General features: G+C 63.2%; 16 protein-coding genes. 9 read left to right on the forward strand and 7 right to left on the reverse strand.

Going from position 1 to position 16,198, the window contains the following annotated elements; translation table 11 throughout:
* Positions 1 to 7: 7 nt before the first annotated feature.
* From phnK to phnG, 5 genes are read right to left on the reverse strand one after another with little or no spacing between them, the layout of a single operon-like run.
* Complete coding sequence (phnK, locus tag PQQ96_RS08850; RefSeq protein ID WP_408290892.1) at positions 8 to 778, reverse strand: phosphonate C-P lyase system protein PhnK; 771 nt, start codon at positions 776 to 778, stop codon at positions 8 to 10.
* Positions 775 to 1,698 carry an alpha-D-ribose 1-methylphosphonate 5-phosphate C-P-lyase PhnJ gene (locus PQQ96_RS08855; RefSeq protein ID WP_408290894.1) on the reverse strand — a complete coding sequence of 308 codons (924 nt, stop codon included), beginning with the start codon at positions 1,696 to 1,698 and terminating at the stop codon, positions 775 to 777. The genes phnK and PQQ96_RS08855 overlap by 4 nt, the downstream gene beginning before the upstream one ends.
* Entirely contained in the window at positions 1,695 to 2,834 is a 1,140-nt protein-coding gene (locus PQQ96_RS08860; RefSeq protein ID WP_408290895.1) for a carbon-phosphorus lyase complex subunit, read from the reverse strand. Before PQQ96_RS08860 ends, PQQ96_RS08855 begins: the two co-directional genes overlap by 4 nt.
* The gene (gene phnH, locus PQQ96_RS08865) at positions 2,834 to 3,457 is read right to left on the reverse strand and encodes a phosphonate C-P lyase system protein PhnH (RefSeq protein ID WP_408290897.1); all 624 of its coding nucleotides are present in this window, start codon (positions 3,455 to 3,457) and stop codon (positions 2,834 to 2,836) included. Before phnH ends, PQQ96_RS08860 begins: the two co-directional genes overlap by 1 nt.
* Entirely contained in the window at positions 3,457 to 3,942 is a 486-nt protein-coding gene (phnG, locus tag PQQ96_RS08870) for a phosphonate C-P lyase system protein PhnG (protein WP_408290899.1), read from the reverse strand. Before phnG ends, phnH begins: the two co-directional genes overlap by 1 nt.
* Positions 3,943 to 4,123: 181 nt before the next feature.
* Between phnG and phnF the strand changes: the two genes are divergently transcribed.
* The 3 genes from phnF to phnN are packed head-to-tail and all read left to right on the forward strand — an operon-like array spanning position 4,124 to position 6,194.
* Positions 4,124 to 4,882: a phosphonate metabolism transcriptional regulator PhnF gene (phnF, locus tag PQQ96_RS08875; RefSeq protein WP_408290901.1), complete on the forward strand. Its 759-nt coding sequence runs from the start codon at positions 4,124 to 4,126 to the stop codon at positions 4,880 to 4,882.
* Positions 4,879 to 5,601, forward strand: coding sequence for a DUF1045 domain-containing protein (locus PQQ96_RS08880; RefSeq protein ID WP_408290902.1), 723 nt, complete (start codon positions 4,879 to 4,881; stop codon positions 5,599 to 5,601). The genes phnF and PQQ96_RS08880 overlap by 4 nt, the downstream gene beginning before the upstream one ends.
* A 2-nt stretch (positions 5,602 to 5,603) precedes the next feature.
* Entirely contained in the window at positions 5,604 to 6,194 is a 591-nt protein-coding gene (gene phnN / locus PQQ96_RS08885) for a phosphonate metabolism protein/1,5-bisphosphokinase (PRPP-forming) PhnN (protein ID WP_408290904.1), read from the forward strand.
* Positions 6,195 to 6,200: 6 nt separating this feature from the next.
* Here the strand turns inward: phnN and PQQ96_RS08890 are convergent, their stop codons facing one another.
* Entirely contained in the window at positions 6,201 to 7,109 is a 909-nt protein-coding gene (locus PQQ96_RS08890; protein WP_408290905.1) for a LysR family transcriptional regulator, read from the reverse strand.
* Between the two features lie 130 nt (positions 7,110 to 7,239).
* Between PQQ96_RS08890 and PQQ96_RS08895 the strand changes: the two genes are divergently transcribed.
* On the forward strand, positions 7,240 to 8,430 hold the full coding sequence (locus PQQ96_RS08895) for a M20 aminoacylase family protein (protein WP_408290907.1): 1,191 nt from the start codon (positions 7,240 to 7,242) through the stop codon (positions 8,428 to 8,430).
* A 153-nt stretch (positions 8,431 to 8,583) separates the two neighbouring features.
* The gene (locus tag PQQ96_RS08900; RefSeq protein ID WP_408290909.1) at positions 8,584 to 9,885 is read left to right on the forward strand and encodes an MFS transporter; all 1,302 of its coding nucleotides are present in this window, start codon (positions 8,584 to 8,586) and stop codon (positions 9,883 to 9,885) included.
* An 81-nt stretch (positions 9,886 to 9,966) separates the two neighbouring features.
* Here the strand turns inward: PQQ96_RS08900 and PQQ96_RS08905 are convergent, their stop codons facing one another.
* Entirely contained in the window at positions 9,967 to 10,791 is an 825-nt protein-coding gene (locus PQQ96_RS08905) for an IclR family transcriptional regulator (protein WP_408290910.1), read from the reverse strand.
* Positions 10,792 to 11,025: 234 nt separating this feature from the next.
* Between PQQ96_RS08905 and araD the strand changes: the two genes are divergently transcribed.
* From araD to PQQ96_RS08925, 4 genes are all read left to right on the forward strand, one after another.
* Entirely contained in the window at positions 11,026 to 12,825 is a 1,800-nt protein-coding gene (gene araD / locus PQQ96_RS08910) for an L-arabinonate dehydratase (RefSeq protein WP_408291054.1), read from the forward strand.
* 17 nt (positions 12,826 to 12,842) lie between these two features.
* Entirely contained in the window at positions 12,843 to 13,577 is a 735-nt protein-coding gene (locus PQQ96_RS08915) for a ribonuclease activity regulator RraA (RefSeq protein ID WP_408290911.1), read from the forward strand.
* Positions 13,578 to 13,654: 77 nt separating this feature from the next.
* Positions 13,655 to 14,980 (forward strand): MFS transporter, encoded by a 1,326-nt coding sequence (locus PQQ96_RS08920; protein WP_408290913.1) that lies wholly within the window; start codon positions 13,655 to 13,657, stop codon positions 14,978 to 14,980.
* A gap of 101 nt (positions 14,981 to 15,081) precedes the next feature.
* Positions 15,082 to 16,149: a LacI family DNA-binding transcriptional regulator gene (locus PQQ96_RS08925; protein ID WP_408290915.1), complete on the forward strand. Its 1,068-nt coding sequence runs from the start codon at positions 15,082 to 15,084 to the stop codon at positions 16,147 to 16,149.
* Positions 16,150 to 16,198 lie beyond the last annotated feature (49 nt).

The following is a 16,198-nucleotide window of genomic DNA, read 5'->3' on the forward strand; positions in this document are numbered from 1 at the left end:
GTGAGCCTCAAACCGGCAGAACCGAGGAAACCAGCGTTTGCGTGTACGGATGCTGCGGATCGTCAAGCACCTGGTCCGTCAGGCCAGCCTCGACCACTTCGCCGCCTTGCATCACCATCAGGCGATGCGCCAGCAGACGCGCCACGCCGATATCGTGCGTCACGATCAGCACCGACAGATGCAGTGTGGACGTCAACGTGCGCAGCAAATCGAGCAGGCGCGCCTGCACCGAGACGTCGAGACCGGCAGTCGGCTCGTCCATGAAAACGAGGCGTGGACCGGTGACGAGATTACGCGCGATCTGCAAACGCTGCTGCATGCCGCCGGAAAACGCCGAGGGAAGTTCGTCGATGCGTGCGGCGTCGAGTTCGACGCGCTCCATCCACTGCGTCGCCGTGTGACGGATATTGCCGTAGTGGCGGGCGCCGACAGCCATCAAGGGCTCACCGATGTTCGCGCCGGCGGAGACGCCGCTGCGCAGGCCGTCGCGCGGATTCTGCTGCACGAAGCCCCACTCGGTACGCATCAACAGACGCCGGCGCGGTTCGGACAAGGCAAGCAGATCGAGCTTGTCGCCATGCGTGGCGGTGTAGTGGAGCGAGCCGCTATCGGTTTCTGTTTTCAGGGCGAGTGCATTGAGCAGCGTTGTCTTCCCTGAGCCGGATTCACCGACGATGCACAGCACTTCGCCCGGATACAGATCGAAGCTGACGTTCCTGCAGCCGTTGCGGCCGCCATATTGTTTGGTGAGCGAACGGGCGCTCAACAGCGGCGTCATGCGGTTTCTCCTTTGCGTGCTTCGTAAGACGGCAGCTCGAGGTCCTGATCGCCGCGGCGTTCATGGCAGTAGTCGCTATCCGAGCAAACGAACATGCGCTTGCCGGCGTCGTCGACGATCATTTCGTCAAGGAAGCTTTCCGTCGATCCGCACAGCGCACACGCGTGCTGCCACTTCTGCACTTCGAACGGATGATCGTCGAAGTCGAGACTGCGCACGGCGGTGTACGGCGGGATGGCGTAAATGCGCCGCTCGCGGCCGGCGCCGAATAATTGCAGCGCGGGGTTCATATGCATCTTCGGGTTGTCGAACTTCGGAATCGGCGACGGCGAGCTCAGATAGCGGTGGTTGACCATCACCGGGTAGTCGTACGTGGTGGCGATGCTGCCGTGATGAACGATGTCCTCGTACAGCTTCACACTGATCAACCCGTAATCGGCCAAGGCGTGCAGCTTCTTGCATTCGGTAGCGCGCGGTTCCAGCTTGTATAGCGGTTCGGGCATCGGCACCTGATAGACCAGAATCTGCCTGTCGGTGAGCGGCGCTTCGGGAATCCGGTGGCGGGTCTGGACGATCGTCGCTTCGGTCGTGCGGCGCGTGGTCGCCACGCCGGTGGTGCGCGCGAAGAAGCGGCGGATGTTGACCGCGTTGGTGGTTTCGTCGGAGCCCTGATCGATGACCTTCAGCGTATCGTTCTTGCCGATGATCGCCGCGGTTACCTGAATGCCGCCCGTGCCCCAGCCATACGGCAAGGGCATTTCCCGCGAGCCGAACGGCACCTGATAGCCCGGCACGGCGACCGCTTTGAGCAACGCGCGGCGCAGCATGCGCTTGGTCTGTTCATCGAGGTAGGCGAAGTTGTAGCCGTCCGCGGCGCTGTCGTACGACGCGGTGGTGAGGGATGTGTCCGGCGCGTTCATGCGGCTTGCTCCTGCTGATCCTGGCCCTTGTCCTGATCTTTATCCTCTGCGCCGTGTTGGGCCCGCAGGCGTCGCACGAGTTCGAGTTCGGACTGGAAGTCGACGTAGTGAGGCAACTTCAGATGCTGAACGAAGCCGGACGCTTCGACGTTATCGCTGTGCGAGAGCATGAACTCGATGTCCTGCGTCGGTGATGCGAGCGTTTCGCCGAGCTCCTCAGCGCGCAACGCGCGATCCACCAGTGCCATCGCCATCGCTTTGCGTTCCGAGTGTCCGAACGCGAGGCCATAGCCTTGCGTGAAAGTCGGCGGCACCTCACCGCTGCCGGCGAACTGGTTGATCATCTGGCATTCAGTGACATCGATGTCGCCGATTTCGACTGCCTCGCCCAACTCGTCGAGTTCCATTTCGACGGTGATCGTGCCGAAGCGGATTTCGCCGGCAAACGGATGCGAGTGCGCGTAGCCCCGTTGGGTGGCGTAGCCCATGGCGAGCAGGAAGCCCTCGTCGCCGCGCGCGAGATTCTGCAAACGCGTGGCGCGGCTCGCGGGAAACGCGAGCGGCTCACGCGAGAGGTCACCGGGTTCCGGCGCGTCCGGTGTGGGGCGTTCCTGTTCGATCAGACCTTCCTGGTCGAGCAGCGCGACCACGCGCGGCATGGCTTCTGGTGTGGGCTGAGCGGCTTGAATCGAAGATGGGGTTGCTGCCGTATCGGTTCCGGCATCGCCCTCGGCGAGCAACGCGAAATCCAGCAGACGCTGCGTGTAATCGTAAGTCGCGCCGAGCAACTGGCCGCCGGGCACGTCCTTGAACGTGGCCGAAATGCGGCGCTCCACTTGCATGGCTTCCGTATCGATCGCCTGCGTGTAGCCGAAACGCGGCAACGTGGTGCGATACGCACGCAACAGAAAGATCGCTTCGACCAGATCGCCCGCGGCCTGCTTGATCGCGAGCGCGGCGAGTTCTTCGTCATAGACCGAGCCTTCGGTCATCACTCGCGCGACGGCAAGGCGCAATTGCTCGCGAATCTGCGCGACGCTGAGTTCGGCCAGCCGCGTATCGCCGCGGCGCGCCTTGTCGAGCAGACGCCACGACGCTTCGATCGCACGTTCTCCACCCTTGACGGCAACGTACATCAGTTCACCTTCGCTTGAGTTGTGCGCGGCAGGCCGATCAACGTGCTGCCGCAGACGAGATAGCAATCGATGCCGCACGGAAAGAGCGGCGCGAGGGCGGCGCGTTCGCGCCAGAAATGCTCGGACAGGCCGACGGGTGCGATCGTCGTGGTGTGCTGAATGCCGGGGCCGCTCAGCTCGACCGGGGTGCCGCCTGTCAGTGCTTCGACGCGGATCAGCAACGTCACCGAGTGCTCAGGGGACTCCGCTTCGCCGAGCGGAAAGCTGTCCAGCGCCGGCATTGCGCTTGCGTCGTGGATATAGGCGAAAGCGGCCTGTCCCGGTTCGTCGACGAGCGGCGCGCCGGTATGAAAGCGCAGTGCCGAGCCCAGCGCCGTATCGGGTTGCGCGAGCCATACCGGTGTCGCGTAGTCGCACAGTGTCAGCAGCGCGGCGAAGGCGGCGAGCTCGGCGCGGGTGGCCCGCACTTCCGGCAAACCGTTTTCAACCACACCGGCTGTGCCGGGACGCGACAACGCGTCGAGCAACGTGCGGAATACCGCCTGGGTGTCGTGGACCGGGTCTGCGAAACCGGGCGTTAGTGTGGACAATGAAGTAGACAATGCAATCTGTGAGTTTTCCATCAGTCGCCCCGGACCATGGTGAAGAATTCGACGCGCGTGGCTGCGGCGTCCTGTCTGCGTTCGGCGCGTTGCACGGCTTGCTGTTCGGCAAACGGCCCGATCAATTGCTGATGCAAGGCGGCGTGATGCTCGGGCACTTGCAGCAGCGCATCGGCCAGCGCCGCCAGTTCGGCGCGGCGGCGGTCGCGGCCCAGATGACAGGCAACACCGACGGCTGCGGTTGCGTCACCCGTGACGCGCAAACGCAATGTGGCGCGCGTGACGGTGGCTTCGCCAAGATTGAACGGGTCGCCGCTGCCGCCGACGCGGCCGCGCACCATCGCGAGGCCGATTTCGGGTGGCCGCAGCCAGTCATAAGCGGGGGGCGGGAGGCCTTGCAGCGCGCGCTCCAGCGCGGCTTCGAGATCGGCGCGCGGCGTGCGGGCCAGCACGGCCATCCATGCGCGCCGCATGGCGGAGGAAGGCGAGGCAGAAGGAGCACTCATCGAAGTTCCTGTTGATTCAGCGAGCAGTCATTTAAGCATCTATTCATCTAAACGTCTAGACGTTTAGAGGTACGCTTGTCCAACGTTATAGCGCAGATCCGCCATTTCACATTTCCATCACGGCTTGCGCACTACAATGCATGACATAGCGAATATTTGAACCCAGGGGAATGACAGCACCATGACATCGAACGACAACGCGACGCCGGGCACGCTGCTCGAACGTGGCGCGGGCGTTGCCGTCTGGCGGCAGATCGAACAGATTCTGGCGGCGGAAATTGCAGCGAGCGGCTTTGGCGAAGAAGGCCGTTTGCCGAGCGAGGGCGAGCTGGCCAAACGCTTCGACGTGAACCGCCATACCGTGCGCCGCGCCATGCTCGGTCTGGCCGCATTGGGCCTCGTCAGCGTCGAGCAGGGACGTGGCACGTTCGTGCAGCCCGGCGCGATGGACTATACGATAGGACGGCGCACGCGGTTTACAGAAAACTTGCGGCAGCAGCATCATGTGGCGGCGGGCACGATGTTGTCGGCCTCGCGCGTGAAGGCCGAGCCGAATGTCGCGAAGGCCCTGAGCCTGCGAGCGGGTGCGTCGGTCTACCGGATCGAGTCGCTGAATGCATCGGATGGTGTGCCGCTGACGTTCGCGCGCAACTGGTATCCGGCCGCGCGTTTTCCGAATTTCCCGGACGTACTGGAGCGTACCGGCAGCACCACGAAGGCGATGGCCGAATTGGGCGTAACCGATTATCTGCGCAAGTGGAGCCGTATCGGCAGCGTGTTGCCTGAGCCGGAAGTGGCGCGGCGTTTGAATATCAACCGGCAGCAACCGGTGTTGTGGGTCGAAAACGTCGACGTCGATCTGGAAGGCACACCGGTCAAATACGGCTTCACGCATTTTGCGGCAGACCGTGTGCAGTTGCTGGTGGAGCACGACGAATGAGCGCCACAGCATGGAGCGCCGAGGCACGTTTCGCGGTGTATTACGCGCCGTCGCGCGAGTCGGCATGGTGGCAGGCGGGGTCAGCGTGGTTGGGGCGTGATGCGGAAAGCGGCGAGCCATGTGTGTCGCCGCAACCGGAAGACCTGGCGCGCCCTCTGGCCGATCTGACCGAAGCGCCGCGTCGCTACGGCTGGCACGGTACGCTGGTCGCACCGTTCCGTCTTGCAGAAGGCGTGACTCAGCACGATCTACTGGGCGCGACGCGCGAATGGGCCAGCACGCAAAGCCCATTCTCGCTACCGGTCGAAGCCGCGACGCTCGGCGATTTCGTCGCGCTGCGCCCGGCCGATCCGGATGGTGAAACGAAGCTTCGTCACGTTGCATCCAGTGCGTTGCAAACGCTGCACGGATTGCGTGCCAGGGCGCCTGCCGCTGACCTCGCGCGTCGTCTCGCGGCGCCATTGAGCGAACGGCAACGTGCATTGCTGATCGAATGGGGTTATCCGTACGTCTTCGACGAATTCCGTTTTCACATGACGCTATCCAGTTCTCTCGCCGATGCCGCTGAGCGTGCGACGCTGGTTGCCTGGTGGCAGGCGCGAACGCCTGCGCTCGGACCGCTCGCTATCGATCACGCGGCGCTCTTTGTCGAACCTGCGCCGGGTGAGCCGTTTGTCCTGTGGCAGCGCGTGCCGTTTCAGACCAGCGAGGTGAAATAAGCATGGCAGGTCGTCTGATTTATGTCATGGGGCCGTCCGGCGCGGGTAAGGATTCGTTGCTGGTTTTTGCGCGGCGCCACCTGATGGGCGAGCCGATTCTGTTTGCGCATCGCTACATCACGCGGCCGAGCGGCAACGGTGAAGAGCATATTGCGTTGAGCGTCGAAGAGTTCGCGGCGCGTTCGGTGCTCGGTCTGTTCGCGCTCGAATGGTCGAGCCACTCACTGTGCTATGGCATCGGCATCGAACTCGATGCATGGCTTGCCCGCGGTTGCACGGTGGTCGTCAACGGCTCGCGTCAGCATTTGCAGCATACCTTGGCGCGTTATCCACAGACGGAAGTGGTGCACGTGGACGCAGCGCCGCATATTCTCGAAGCACGGCTTGGCGCGCGGGCGCGGGAGTCGGCGGAACAGGTTGCGGCGAGACTTGCACGACGGGCACCGTTTTCGCTGCCGGAAGGGATTCGGTGCACGACGATCGATAACTCCGGGACGCTGGAAGAAGCGGGACACGCGCTGATTGCTTTTTTGCAGGCGCACGCTGATGTACCCGACATTCGCGAGGTTCGTCGCGTTCACAACGTTCGGTAGGCTCGACTACCCGGCCACCGCCATCCGCTCCCGGGTCGCTTCCTGCAAACACGATACAAACTGCAGCACTGCGGGTGTCGGCAACAAATTGCGCCGCGAAATGATGCTGAGATCGTAATTCGGCAGCGCTTCTTCAATCTGCGCAACGCGGATGCCCAGCGGGGCGACCATCTGCGCGAGCGGCCGCGTGAAGCAGCCGATCACATCGGTTTGTGACACCAGTCCGAGCGTAACCGCGAACGACGACGGCGCCCGCACCAGCCGCTTTGGCACCGGCAAGCCGTGCGCGTCGAACATCGCCATCATCACGCTATGCGGAAAGTGATCGGCGCCCACGGTGACGATCCACTCTGCATCGAGCAGTTCATGCAGACGCGTGACGTTCGCCAGCGGATGACCGGCGCGCATCACGACGACGAACTCCGTCGAGTAGAGCGGTGCTTGCACCAGATCGCTATCGAGCGCCTGCACATGATGGATCGCCGCGATATCGAGCGCGCCGTTACGCAAACGCGCGACGGCGTCCGGGATCGTGACTTCTTCCAGATGCAGATTCACCAGCGGCATCGCGCGGCGAAACTTCGAAACCGCCTGCGGCAGGGCAGTCAACGCGATTGACGGCATCGTGCCCACGCTCACCCTGCCGGCCAGTTCCCCCTTCACCTGTTCGACCGCTTCGACAGTGCGGCGCATATCGCCCAGCAACTGTTCCGCGCGCGGCAATAGCGCGTGCCCGCACGCCGTCAACTCGATGCCGCGCACGCTGCGCACCATCAACTCCGCATTCAGCGCGCTTTCTAATTCGCGGATCGTATGCGTGACGGCCGGTTGCGTCACGCCAAGCTCGCGCGCGGCGGCGCGCAGACTACGGTGATGGGCGGCGGCGACGAACGCTTGCAACTGTTGCAACTTCATTGGGGTAATCCCGGATATAAAACTTGTTAATCAGGGTGAAAAAAACAGCATCTTATTCGAACAAAATGGCGTGGCTATAGTGCTTGCCTGTTTGCCGCATGATGCGGCGTGAATTTCCATGGAGCGATAGATGAGCGAAGCCGCGCGTTTTACTGAAGTGTCCGACCTGGTGCCTGCCGCCGAGAGCCTGCGCGAGATCCGCCATCACATCCATCACCACCCGGAACTGGCCTACGAGGAAGTGCAAACCGGCGCCCTGGTGGCTGAGAAGCTCGAGCAATGGGGCTGGCAGGTCACGCGCGGGGTCGGTCAAACCGGCGTGGTGGCCACGCTGAAGGTGGGCGACGGCACGCGCAGCATCGGCATTCGCGCCGATATGGATGCGCTGCCGATCATCGAACAAACCGGTCTGCCGTATGCGAGCGGCACGCACGGCAAGATGCACGCATGCGGCCACGACGGCCACACGACCATGCTGCTCGGCGCCGCGCAGCACCTCGCCGCGACGCGCAATTTCTCGGGTACCGTGCATCTGTACTTCCAGCCGGCCGAAGAAAGCGGCATCGACAGCGGCGCGATGAAGATGATCAACGACGGCCTGTTTGAGCGCTTCCCCTGCGACGCCGTGTTCGGTCTGCACAACCATCCGGGCGAGGAACCGGGCGTGATGCTGTTCCGCAGGGGGCCGTTCATGTCGGCCGGCGACAAGGCGATTATCACGATCGAAGGCGTCGGCGGTCATGCGGCGCGTCCGCATCTGACCGTCGACCCGGTGGTGGTGGCGGCGAGCATCGTGATGGCGTTGCAGACCATCGTCGCGCGTAACGTCGACCCGTCGCAGCCGGCGGTGGTGACGGTTGGCTCGATGCATGCGGGTACCGCGAACAACGTGATTTCGAGCAGCGCGAAGCTGGAGTTGAGCGTGCGCTCGTTCAGCCCGGAAGTGCGCACGCTGCTGAAAAAGCGCATTACCGAACTCGCCGAAAGTCAGGCCGCGAGCTATGGCGGCAAGGCGGTGGTGGAATACATCGAAGGCTATCCGGTGGTGATCAATTCGGATGCCGAAACGGATTTTGCGGCGCAGGTGGCGCGTGAACTGGTCGGCGACGACAAGGTGGTCGAGCAGACCGACATCCTGATGGGCAGCGAGGATTTCGCCTTCATGCTGCAGAAACGCCCCGGCACGTTCCTGCGGCTCGGCAACGGTGCGGGCGAAGACGGTTGCATGGTGCACAACCCCCATTACGATTTCAACGACCGCAATCTGCCGGTTGGCGCGGCCTTCTGGACGCGGCTGGTGGAGCGGTATCTGGGCCAATGAGGGGGCAATGAGGGGGGCAAGTGAGGGGCAGTGAAGGGGCAATGAGGAGCCTGAGGCGCGAATGAGGTGCCTCAGGTGTTGAGGACGAGCCGATGAGCGGGCATTGAGTTCGCTCCGCCAGCCACACAACCATAACAACGAGGAAGACCTGCGATGAATGCCACAACAGACGCGAGCCGCGCCATCGACGCCACCCGGCCCACCAGCCGCGGCGCGATTGCCGCCGCGGTGATCGGCAACTGGCTCGAGTTTTTCGACTTCACCGTGTACGGCTTTTTCGCGGTGATCATCGGCAAGCTGTTTTTCCCGTCGGCGGATCCGACGACCTCACTGCTCTTATCCGTGGCGACCTTCGCCGCGGGTTTCATCACGCGTCCGCTTGGCAGCGTGATGCTCGGCGTCTATGCGGACCGTAAAGGCCGCAAGGCGGCGCTCAACCTGACCATCATGCTGATGGCGGCGAGTACCGGGGCGATTGCGATTGCCCCGACGTATGCGCAAATCGGTGTCGCTGCACCGCTGCTGATCGTGCTGGCGCGTCTCGTGCAAGGCTTCTCTCAGGGTGGCGAGTTCGGCGCGGCGACCTCCACCTTGCTGGAACAGGGCGGCGGCACACGGCGTGGTTTTCGCGCCAGTTGGCAACTGGCGACGCAAGGCGGCGCGGCACTGATGGGTTCGGGCATTGCCGCGGCGCTCTCGGCCGCTCTGCCGAAGGAGTCGCTGGAAAGCTGGGGTTGGCGCATTCCGTTTCTGATCGGCGTGCTGATCGCGCCGGTCGGCATCTACCTGCGCCGCCGTCTCGCGGACGATCCCGCAAGCGCGCACAGCCACGCCATCGAGCGCGGCGTGCTGCACGAACTCTTCACGGCGCATCTGCGTCCGCTGTTGCTGATTACGCTCACGGTGATGGGCGGCACGGTCTCGACCTACATCCTGACCTTCTACATGCCGACCTATGCGATCCACACGCTCGGCCTGCCGATGTCGCTGTCGATGCTGGTCGGCGTTGCGTCGGGTCTCGTCATGCTCATCACGTGTCCGCTGTTCGGCATGCTGTCCGATCGTATCGGCAGCCGTAAGCGGCCGATTCTGTTCGGACGCGGCGTACTCGTGCTGCTGCTGTTTCCGGCCTTCATGCTGATCAACCGCTTCCCGCAGTTGCCCGTCATCATGTCGGCGACCGCGCTGATGCTGCTGTTCTACTCGATGGGATCGGCGTCGGAATTCGCCTTGATGTGCGAGTCGTTCCCGCGACGGGTGCGCGCCACCGGTATTTCGATCGCGTATGCGCTGAGCGTGTGCGTATTCGGCGGCACCGCGCAACTGGTTGCGACGTGGCTGATCAAACTGACCGGCAGCAAGCTGGCGCCGGCCGGTTACGTGGCGACGTGTGTGGTGGTGTCGTTGATCGCGGTGTCGATGCTGAAAGAGACGGCGGATAAGCCGATTGATTAACAGCATCACCTCATGCCGGGGCTTTGCATAGGACGGGCGCGCGTACAAAGAACGCGCGCCTTGATTGCAACGCCATTGCAATCAACCGCGCCGCGCCACCATCTCCGAGACCGTCTGCGCGGCTTGCTGCAACGGCTCCAGAAAGGCCTTCACCATCTGCTTGGCTGAATTGCGCTGGGCGTTGCCGCTGATATTCATCGCGGCAATCACACGCCCCTGGCGGTTGCGAATCGGCGCGGACAGCGAAATCAGACCGCCTTCCAGTTCCTGATCGACGATGGCCCATCCCTGGCGGCGCACCTGCGCGATCAGTTTCTTCAGCTCTTCCTTGTCGGTCACGGTGCGCGGCGTGTGCGCGTAGAGCGGCGCCGAACTCAGGGTCGCGTCGAGCGTGTCGTCGTCGAGCGCGGCCAGCAGGACACGGCCCATCGACGTGCAATACGCCGGCAAGCGGCTGCCGATCGACAGGTTGATGGTCATGATCTTGTGAGTCGGTACGCGCAGCACGTAGACGATTTCGGTGCGATCGAGCACGGCCGCCGAGCAACTCTCGTGAACCTGCGCCGACAGATTTTCCATGACCGGTTCGGCGAGATTCCAGAACGGCATCGAGGTCAGATACGCGAAACCGAGATCGAGAATCTTCGGCGTGAGGCGGAACAGGCGGCCTTCGGCCTCCACGTAGCCGAGCGTCTGCAGGGTCAGCAGAATGCGGCGTGCGCCGGCGCGTGTCAGCCCGGTAGCGGCGGCGACGTCGGTGAGCGTCTGTTCGGGGCGGGCGGCGTTGAACGCGCGGATCACCGAGAGGCCTCGCGCGAACGACTGCACATACGAGTCGCCCGGTTTGTCCGAGGCCGGTTCGGCGTTGTCAGGAACGGCGGAAGACGGCGGCAGGGCTTTGCTCATGGACCTTGAAAGATGCGTTCGAAGAAGGGCGCACGGCGCTCGCGCGGTTCAGCCGGCGCGATGTGGTGCAAAGGCGTGACGATAGCTTAAGCCTTCTGTTTCGCCAAATTTGCACGCGGCTCGCATCAGTGGAATCCCTTAGCGACGCTGCCAGATGGTAGCGTTACCATCCGTGTCATTCAGAAGCTTCGACGGATGCAAATCGCGAAGCGTAATGGTATCGCTACCATGGAGATGTCCGTGTCATCGACCCGCAAAACACCCGAGCAGCTTCGCAGCTACCGCTGGTACGGCGTGAACGACCTGCGTTCGTTCGGCCACCGTTCGCGCACGGCGCAAATGGGCTACCACCCGTCGGATTACATGGGCAAGCCGGTGATTGCCGTCGTCAACACGTGGAGCGAGATCAACTCGTGCCACACGCACTTCAAACAGCGCGTCGAAGAAGTGAAGCGCGGCATCTGGCAGGCCGGCGGTTTTCCGGTCGAAATGCCGGTGATGACGCTCGCCGAGCCGTTCCAGAAACCGACCACGATGCTGTATCGCAACTTTCTCGCCATGGAAACCGAGGAATTGCTGAAGTCCTATCCGTTCGACGGCTGTGTCCTGATGGGCGGTTGCGACAAGACGACACCCGGCTTGCTGATGGGCGCGATCAGCATGAATCTGCCGTCCATCTATCTGCCGGCGGGGCCGATGCTACGGGGCAACTGGAACGGCCGCACGCTGGGCAGCGGCTCGGACACCTGGAAATACTGGGCCGAACTGCGCGCCGGCAAAATCACTGAAGAAGAGTGGAAGGGTATCGAGAGCGGCATCGCGCGCTCGCCGGGCCATTGCATGACGATGGGCACCGCGTCGACGATGACCAGCGCCACCGAAGCACTCGGCCTGACGCTGCCCGGCTTCTCGTCGATTCCCGCAGTCGATTCGCGGCATGCGCAGTTTGCTTCGCTGACAGGACAGCGCATCGTCGAGATGGTGTGGACCGATCAGAAGCCTTCCGACATCCTGACCGCCAAGTCGTTCGACAACGCGGTGACCACGGTGCTGGCGATGTCGGGTTCGACGAACGCCATCGTCCACCTCGTTGCCGTGGCGCGCCGCGCCGGGATCGATCTGACAACGGCACGCTTTGACGAACTCGCGCGCATCACGCCGGTGCTCGGCAATCTGCGTCCTGCCGGCCAGTATCTGATGGAAGACTTTTTCTACGCTGGCGGCCTGCGCGCGTTGCTGGTGGAGTTGGGCGACCTGATCGACGGCACGCAGATGACGGTCAATGGCGCGACGCTCGGCGAGAACATTGCAGGCGCGGAAATATTCGACGACGACGTCATCCGCAAGCGCAGCAATCCACTTGTCGCCAGCGACGGCCTCGCGGTGCTGACCGGCAATCTTGCCCCAGACGGCGCGGTGATCAAACCCGCGGCGATGGAAGCGCATCTGCAAAAACACCGCGGTCCGGCGGTGGTGTTCAAGGATTACGCCGACATGGCGGCGCGCATCGACTCGGAAGACCTGGACGTGAGCGCCGATTCGGTGGTGGTGCTGCAACACGCGGGTCCTGTGGGTGCGCCCGGCATGCCGGAGTGGGGCCAGTTACCGATTCCGCAAAAGCTGTTGAAGCAGGGCGTGCGCGATATGGTGCGCATTTCCGATGCGCGCATGAGCGGCACCAGTTACGGCGCGTGCGTGCTGCACGTGGCGCCCGAGTCGTTCGTAGGTGGTCCGCTCGCGCTGGTCAGGGATGGCGACATGATCGAGCTGGACGTGCCGGCCCGGCGTTTGCATGTCGAAGTGAGCGATGCGGAACTCGCGGCGCGCAAGGCCGCGTGGCAACCGCCCAAGCGGCCGTTCGAGCGCGGTTTCGGCGTGATGCATCAACTGCACGTGACGCAGGCCAACAAGGGGTGTGACTTCGACTTCCTTGAAGAACCGGTGAGCGCAAGCGCGCCGCAAAGTCTGCCGCAGGCCACGCCGACCGAGCAAACCTCGCCGGTTACGACGCGCACCGAACCCGAAATTCACTAACTTGATCCGGACTTCTCATGACCGCATCCACAGTCACAATCAGCGACGCCACACTCGAGCAGCTACGGCATGTCAGCACGGCAACGCTGACCACGCAACTTTTCAAACGTGGCTTGCGCAACGTATTCCTGCAAGGCGTCGCGCCGCTCGTCAAACCGGCGCCCGGCGCACCCAACGTTGTCGGCCCGGCGTTTACGCTGCGCAACATCCCGGCCCGTGAGGATCTCGACCACGTCGGCGTGTTTCAGGACCCGGACCATCCGCAGCGTAAAGCCGTTGAAACCGCGCCGCCTGGCAGCGTGCTGGTGCAGGACTGCCGCGGTGAACGCTCGGTCGCGTCGGTCGGTTCGATTCTCGCGCTGCGTCTCGCGAAGCGTGGTGTGGCCGGCATGGTCTCGGACGGCCCAGTGCGCGATAGCGGCACGATCGCGGAACTGGGTTTGCCGATCTGGTGTGCCGGCGCGAGCGCACCACTGAATCTGGCAAAGCATCATGCAGTCGATATGAATGTACCGATCGCCTGTGGCGGCGTGCCGGTGTATCCCGGCGATATCGTCGTCGCCGACGTGGACGGCGTGGTGATCGTGCCGCGCGAAATGGCAACCGACGTCGCGCGAGACGCCACCGAGCAGGAGCAGCTCGAATTATTCATCACGCAGCGCATCGAAGAAGGCCGGCCGCTGCGCGGTACGTATCCGCCGGACGAGGAAGCGCTGGCTGCTTACGCGCAATGGCGCGCACAGAAAGAATAATGCGCTGAGGGTGTGTCGAGCTACCGCAAAGACGTTGAGCCATTGCTCGCACGAACGGTGTGAGCACAGGAGACATAGTGACTATCATGACACCGGCGATCGACGAATCGCGTCTGATCAACCGCCTGGCACTCCGTTTGATGCCGCTGCTCGGGGTGCTCTACCTGGTCGCCTACATCGACCGCTCCAACATCAGCTTCGCCAAGCTGCAGATGCTCGGCAGCCTCGGGCTGTCCGAAGTCGCGTACGGGCTGGGTGCGTCGCTATTTTTCATCGGCTATCTGATTTTCGAAGTGCCGAGCAATGTGCTGCTGCACAATTACGGAGCGCCTCGCTGGATGGCGCGCATCATGTTCACGTGGGGTATCGTCACGATTCTGCTCGCGTTTACCCAGAACGCGACGATGTTTTACGTACTGCGTTTTCTACTCGGCGCGTCGGAAGCGGGTTTGTATCCGGGCGTGATCTACTACCTGACTTTGTGGTTTCCGTCGCGGCATCGCGTGCGCATGCTCGGCTATTTCACCGTTGGCAGCAGTCTGGGCAACATGGTGGGTGCGCCGATTTGCGGCTGGTTGCTCGACAAGGGCGGCCTCGCGGGACTGCACGGCTGGCAACTGGTGTTCATCGTGACCGGCGTACCGTCGATTCTGCTGACCTTCGTCGTGCTGCGCCTGTTGCCGGCCTCGCCGAAACAGGCGACGTTTCTCTCCGCCGACGAAAAACAATGGCTCACCGACACGCTCGACGCGGAACGCGCGCAGATGAAGGAACGCTACGCCGGTCATTCCTCGCTGCTGAGCGTGTTGACGGAGCCGCGCGTGATCGGCATGGCGCTCTACTACATGATGCTGTCGATTTCCGTCTACGGCGTGAGCTACTGGCTGCCGACACTGGTGAAAGGCTTCGGCGTCAGCAATACGACCAACGGCCTGCTGAACATCATTCCATGGTTGATGGCGACCATCGTGCTGGCGTGGCTGCCGTCGAAGCTGCGCGGCGGCAATCGTGCGATCGTCGCGATGCTGGTGGCTGCGTTACTCGGCGTCGTGTGTTTCCTGAGCGCTGTGTTTCTGCCGACCAACACGCTGCGGTTTGCCGCGCTCTGTTTCGGCGCGCCGTGCATGTATCTGCTGATCCCGTGTTTCTGGACGCTGCCGCCGAAGTTCCTGTTCGGCGCGCGTGCCGCGGCAGGCATTGCGGCGATCAATTCGCTCGGCAATATCGGCGGCTTCATCGCACAGAATCTGGTGCCGTGGGTGCGTCAGACGACGGGCAGCGTGAAGACGCCGATGCTGATTCCGGCGGCCTGTCTGCTGGTGTTTGCCGTCGTCACGCTGTTCATCCTGCGGCGTAATCGAGGCGCTCCCGTAGCGCAAAGTCATGTGCCCGTGACCGAATAGATCTGCTTTGGGGCGCTGAGACCCGGCCCGCCGGAGCCTTTCGTCGCCGGCGCTCGACAGCGGTCTACAATACGCGCGAACTATTACCTAGCCACTGAGCCATGCCGAATCACAAGCCGATCGCCGCTGCCAGCCCCGATACGCCGGAGACGGCGGCGCCAGCGAAACGCTTGCGGGGCGGTCCCAAGGTCCTGCGTATCACGGATGTCGCCGCGCAAGCGGGCGTCGCGCCGATTACGGTGTCGCGTTACTTCAATAGCCCGGAGACCGTCGCGCCCGAGACGCTTGAACGGGTGCGGCAGGTCGTGCAGAAGCTCGGTTATGTACCCAATCGCCTTGCGGGCGGATTGTCGTCGGCGCGTTCAAGGTTGATCGCGGCGATCGTGCCGACCATCGCTCACTCGCTCTTTTCCGAAACGATCCAGGTGTTCAGCGAGACGATGTCGCGCGCAGGTTATCAGGTGCTGCTGGCTTTGAGCGGCTATAGCAATTCGAGCGAAGAGGCGCTGCTCGACGCGGTGCTGAGCCGGCGCCCGGAAGGCGTGTTGCTGACGGGTGTCGCTCATGCAGACTCGTTGCGTGAACGCTTGCGCAACGTGGGCCTGCCCATCGTCGAAACCTGGGATATGACCGACACGCCGATCGACATGCTGGTCGGTTTTTCGCACTATCAGATCGGTGCCGCCGTGGCCGAGCACTTTCTACAACGCAACGCGCGGGCACCCGGCCTCGTGTCGGCGAACGACGATCGCGCACTCGCGCGCCGCGACGGCTTTCGCGACCGGCTTGCGCAGGCGGGCATTCACGACATCGCCGAGGTGCTGGTGTCGCCACCGAGCTCGGTGGCGGTCGGCAAAACCGCGTTGCCGACGCTCCTCGAGCAGGCACCGCAGCTCGACGCCGTATTTTGCGGCTCCGATCTGCTGGCGATCGGTGTGCTTGGCGCAAGCAAACGGCTCGGGCTGAGCGTGCCATCGCGACTGTCGATTTGCGGTTTCGGCGACCTCGAATTTACCGCCGAAACCACACCGCAACTCACCACCGTGCGCGTGGACGGCACCCGCATCGGACTCACCGCCGCGCGTTGCCTGCTCGATCGCCTGGCCGGCGACAGCAACGTCAAAGTGACCGACGTTGGTTTTCATATCGTCGAGCGCGAAACGACCTGAGAAACCGTTACGAGCCGACAACCCGGGATCAGTTCTCATCCTCGTAACG

The organism is Paraburkholderia sediminicola (assembly GCF_046027825.1).
Lineage (GTDB): Bacteria > Pseudomonadota > Gammaproteobacteria > Burkholderiales > Burkholderiaceae > Paraburkholderia > Paraburkholderia sediminicola_D.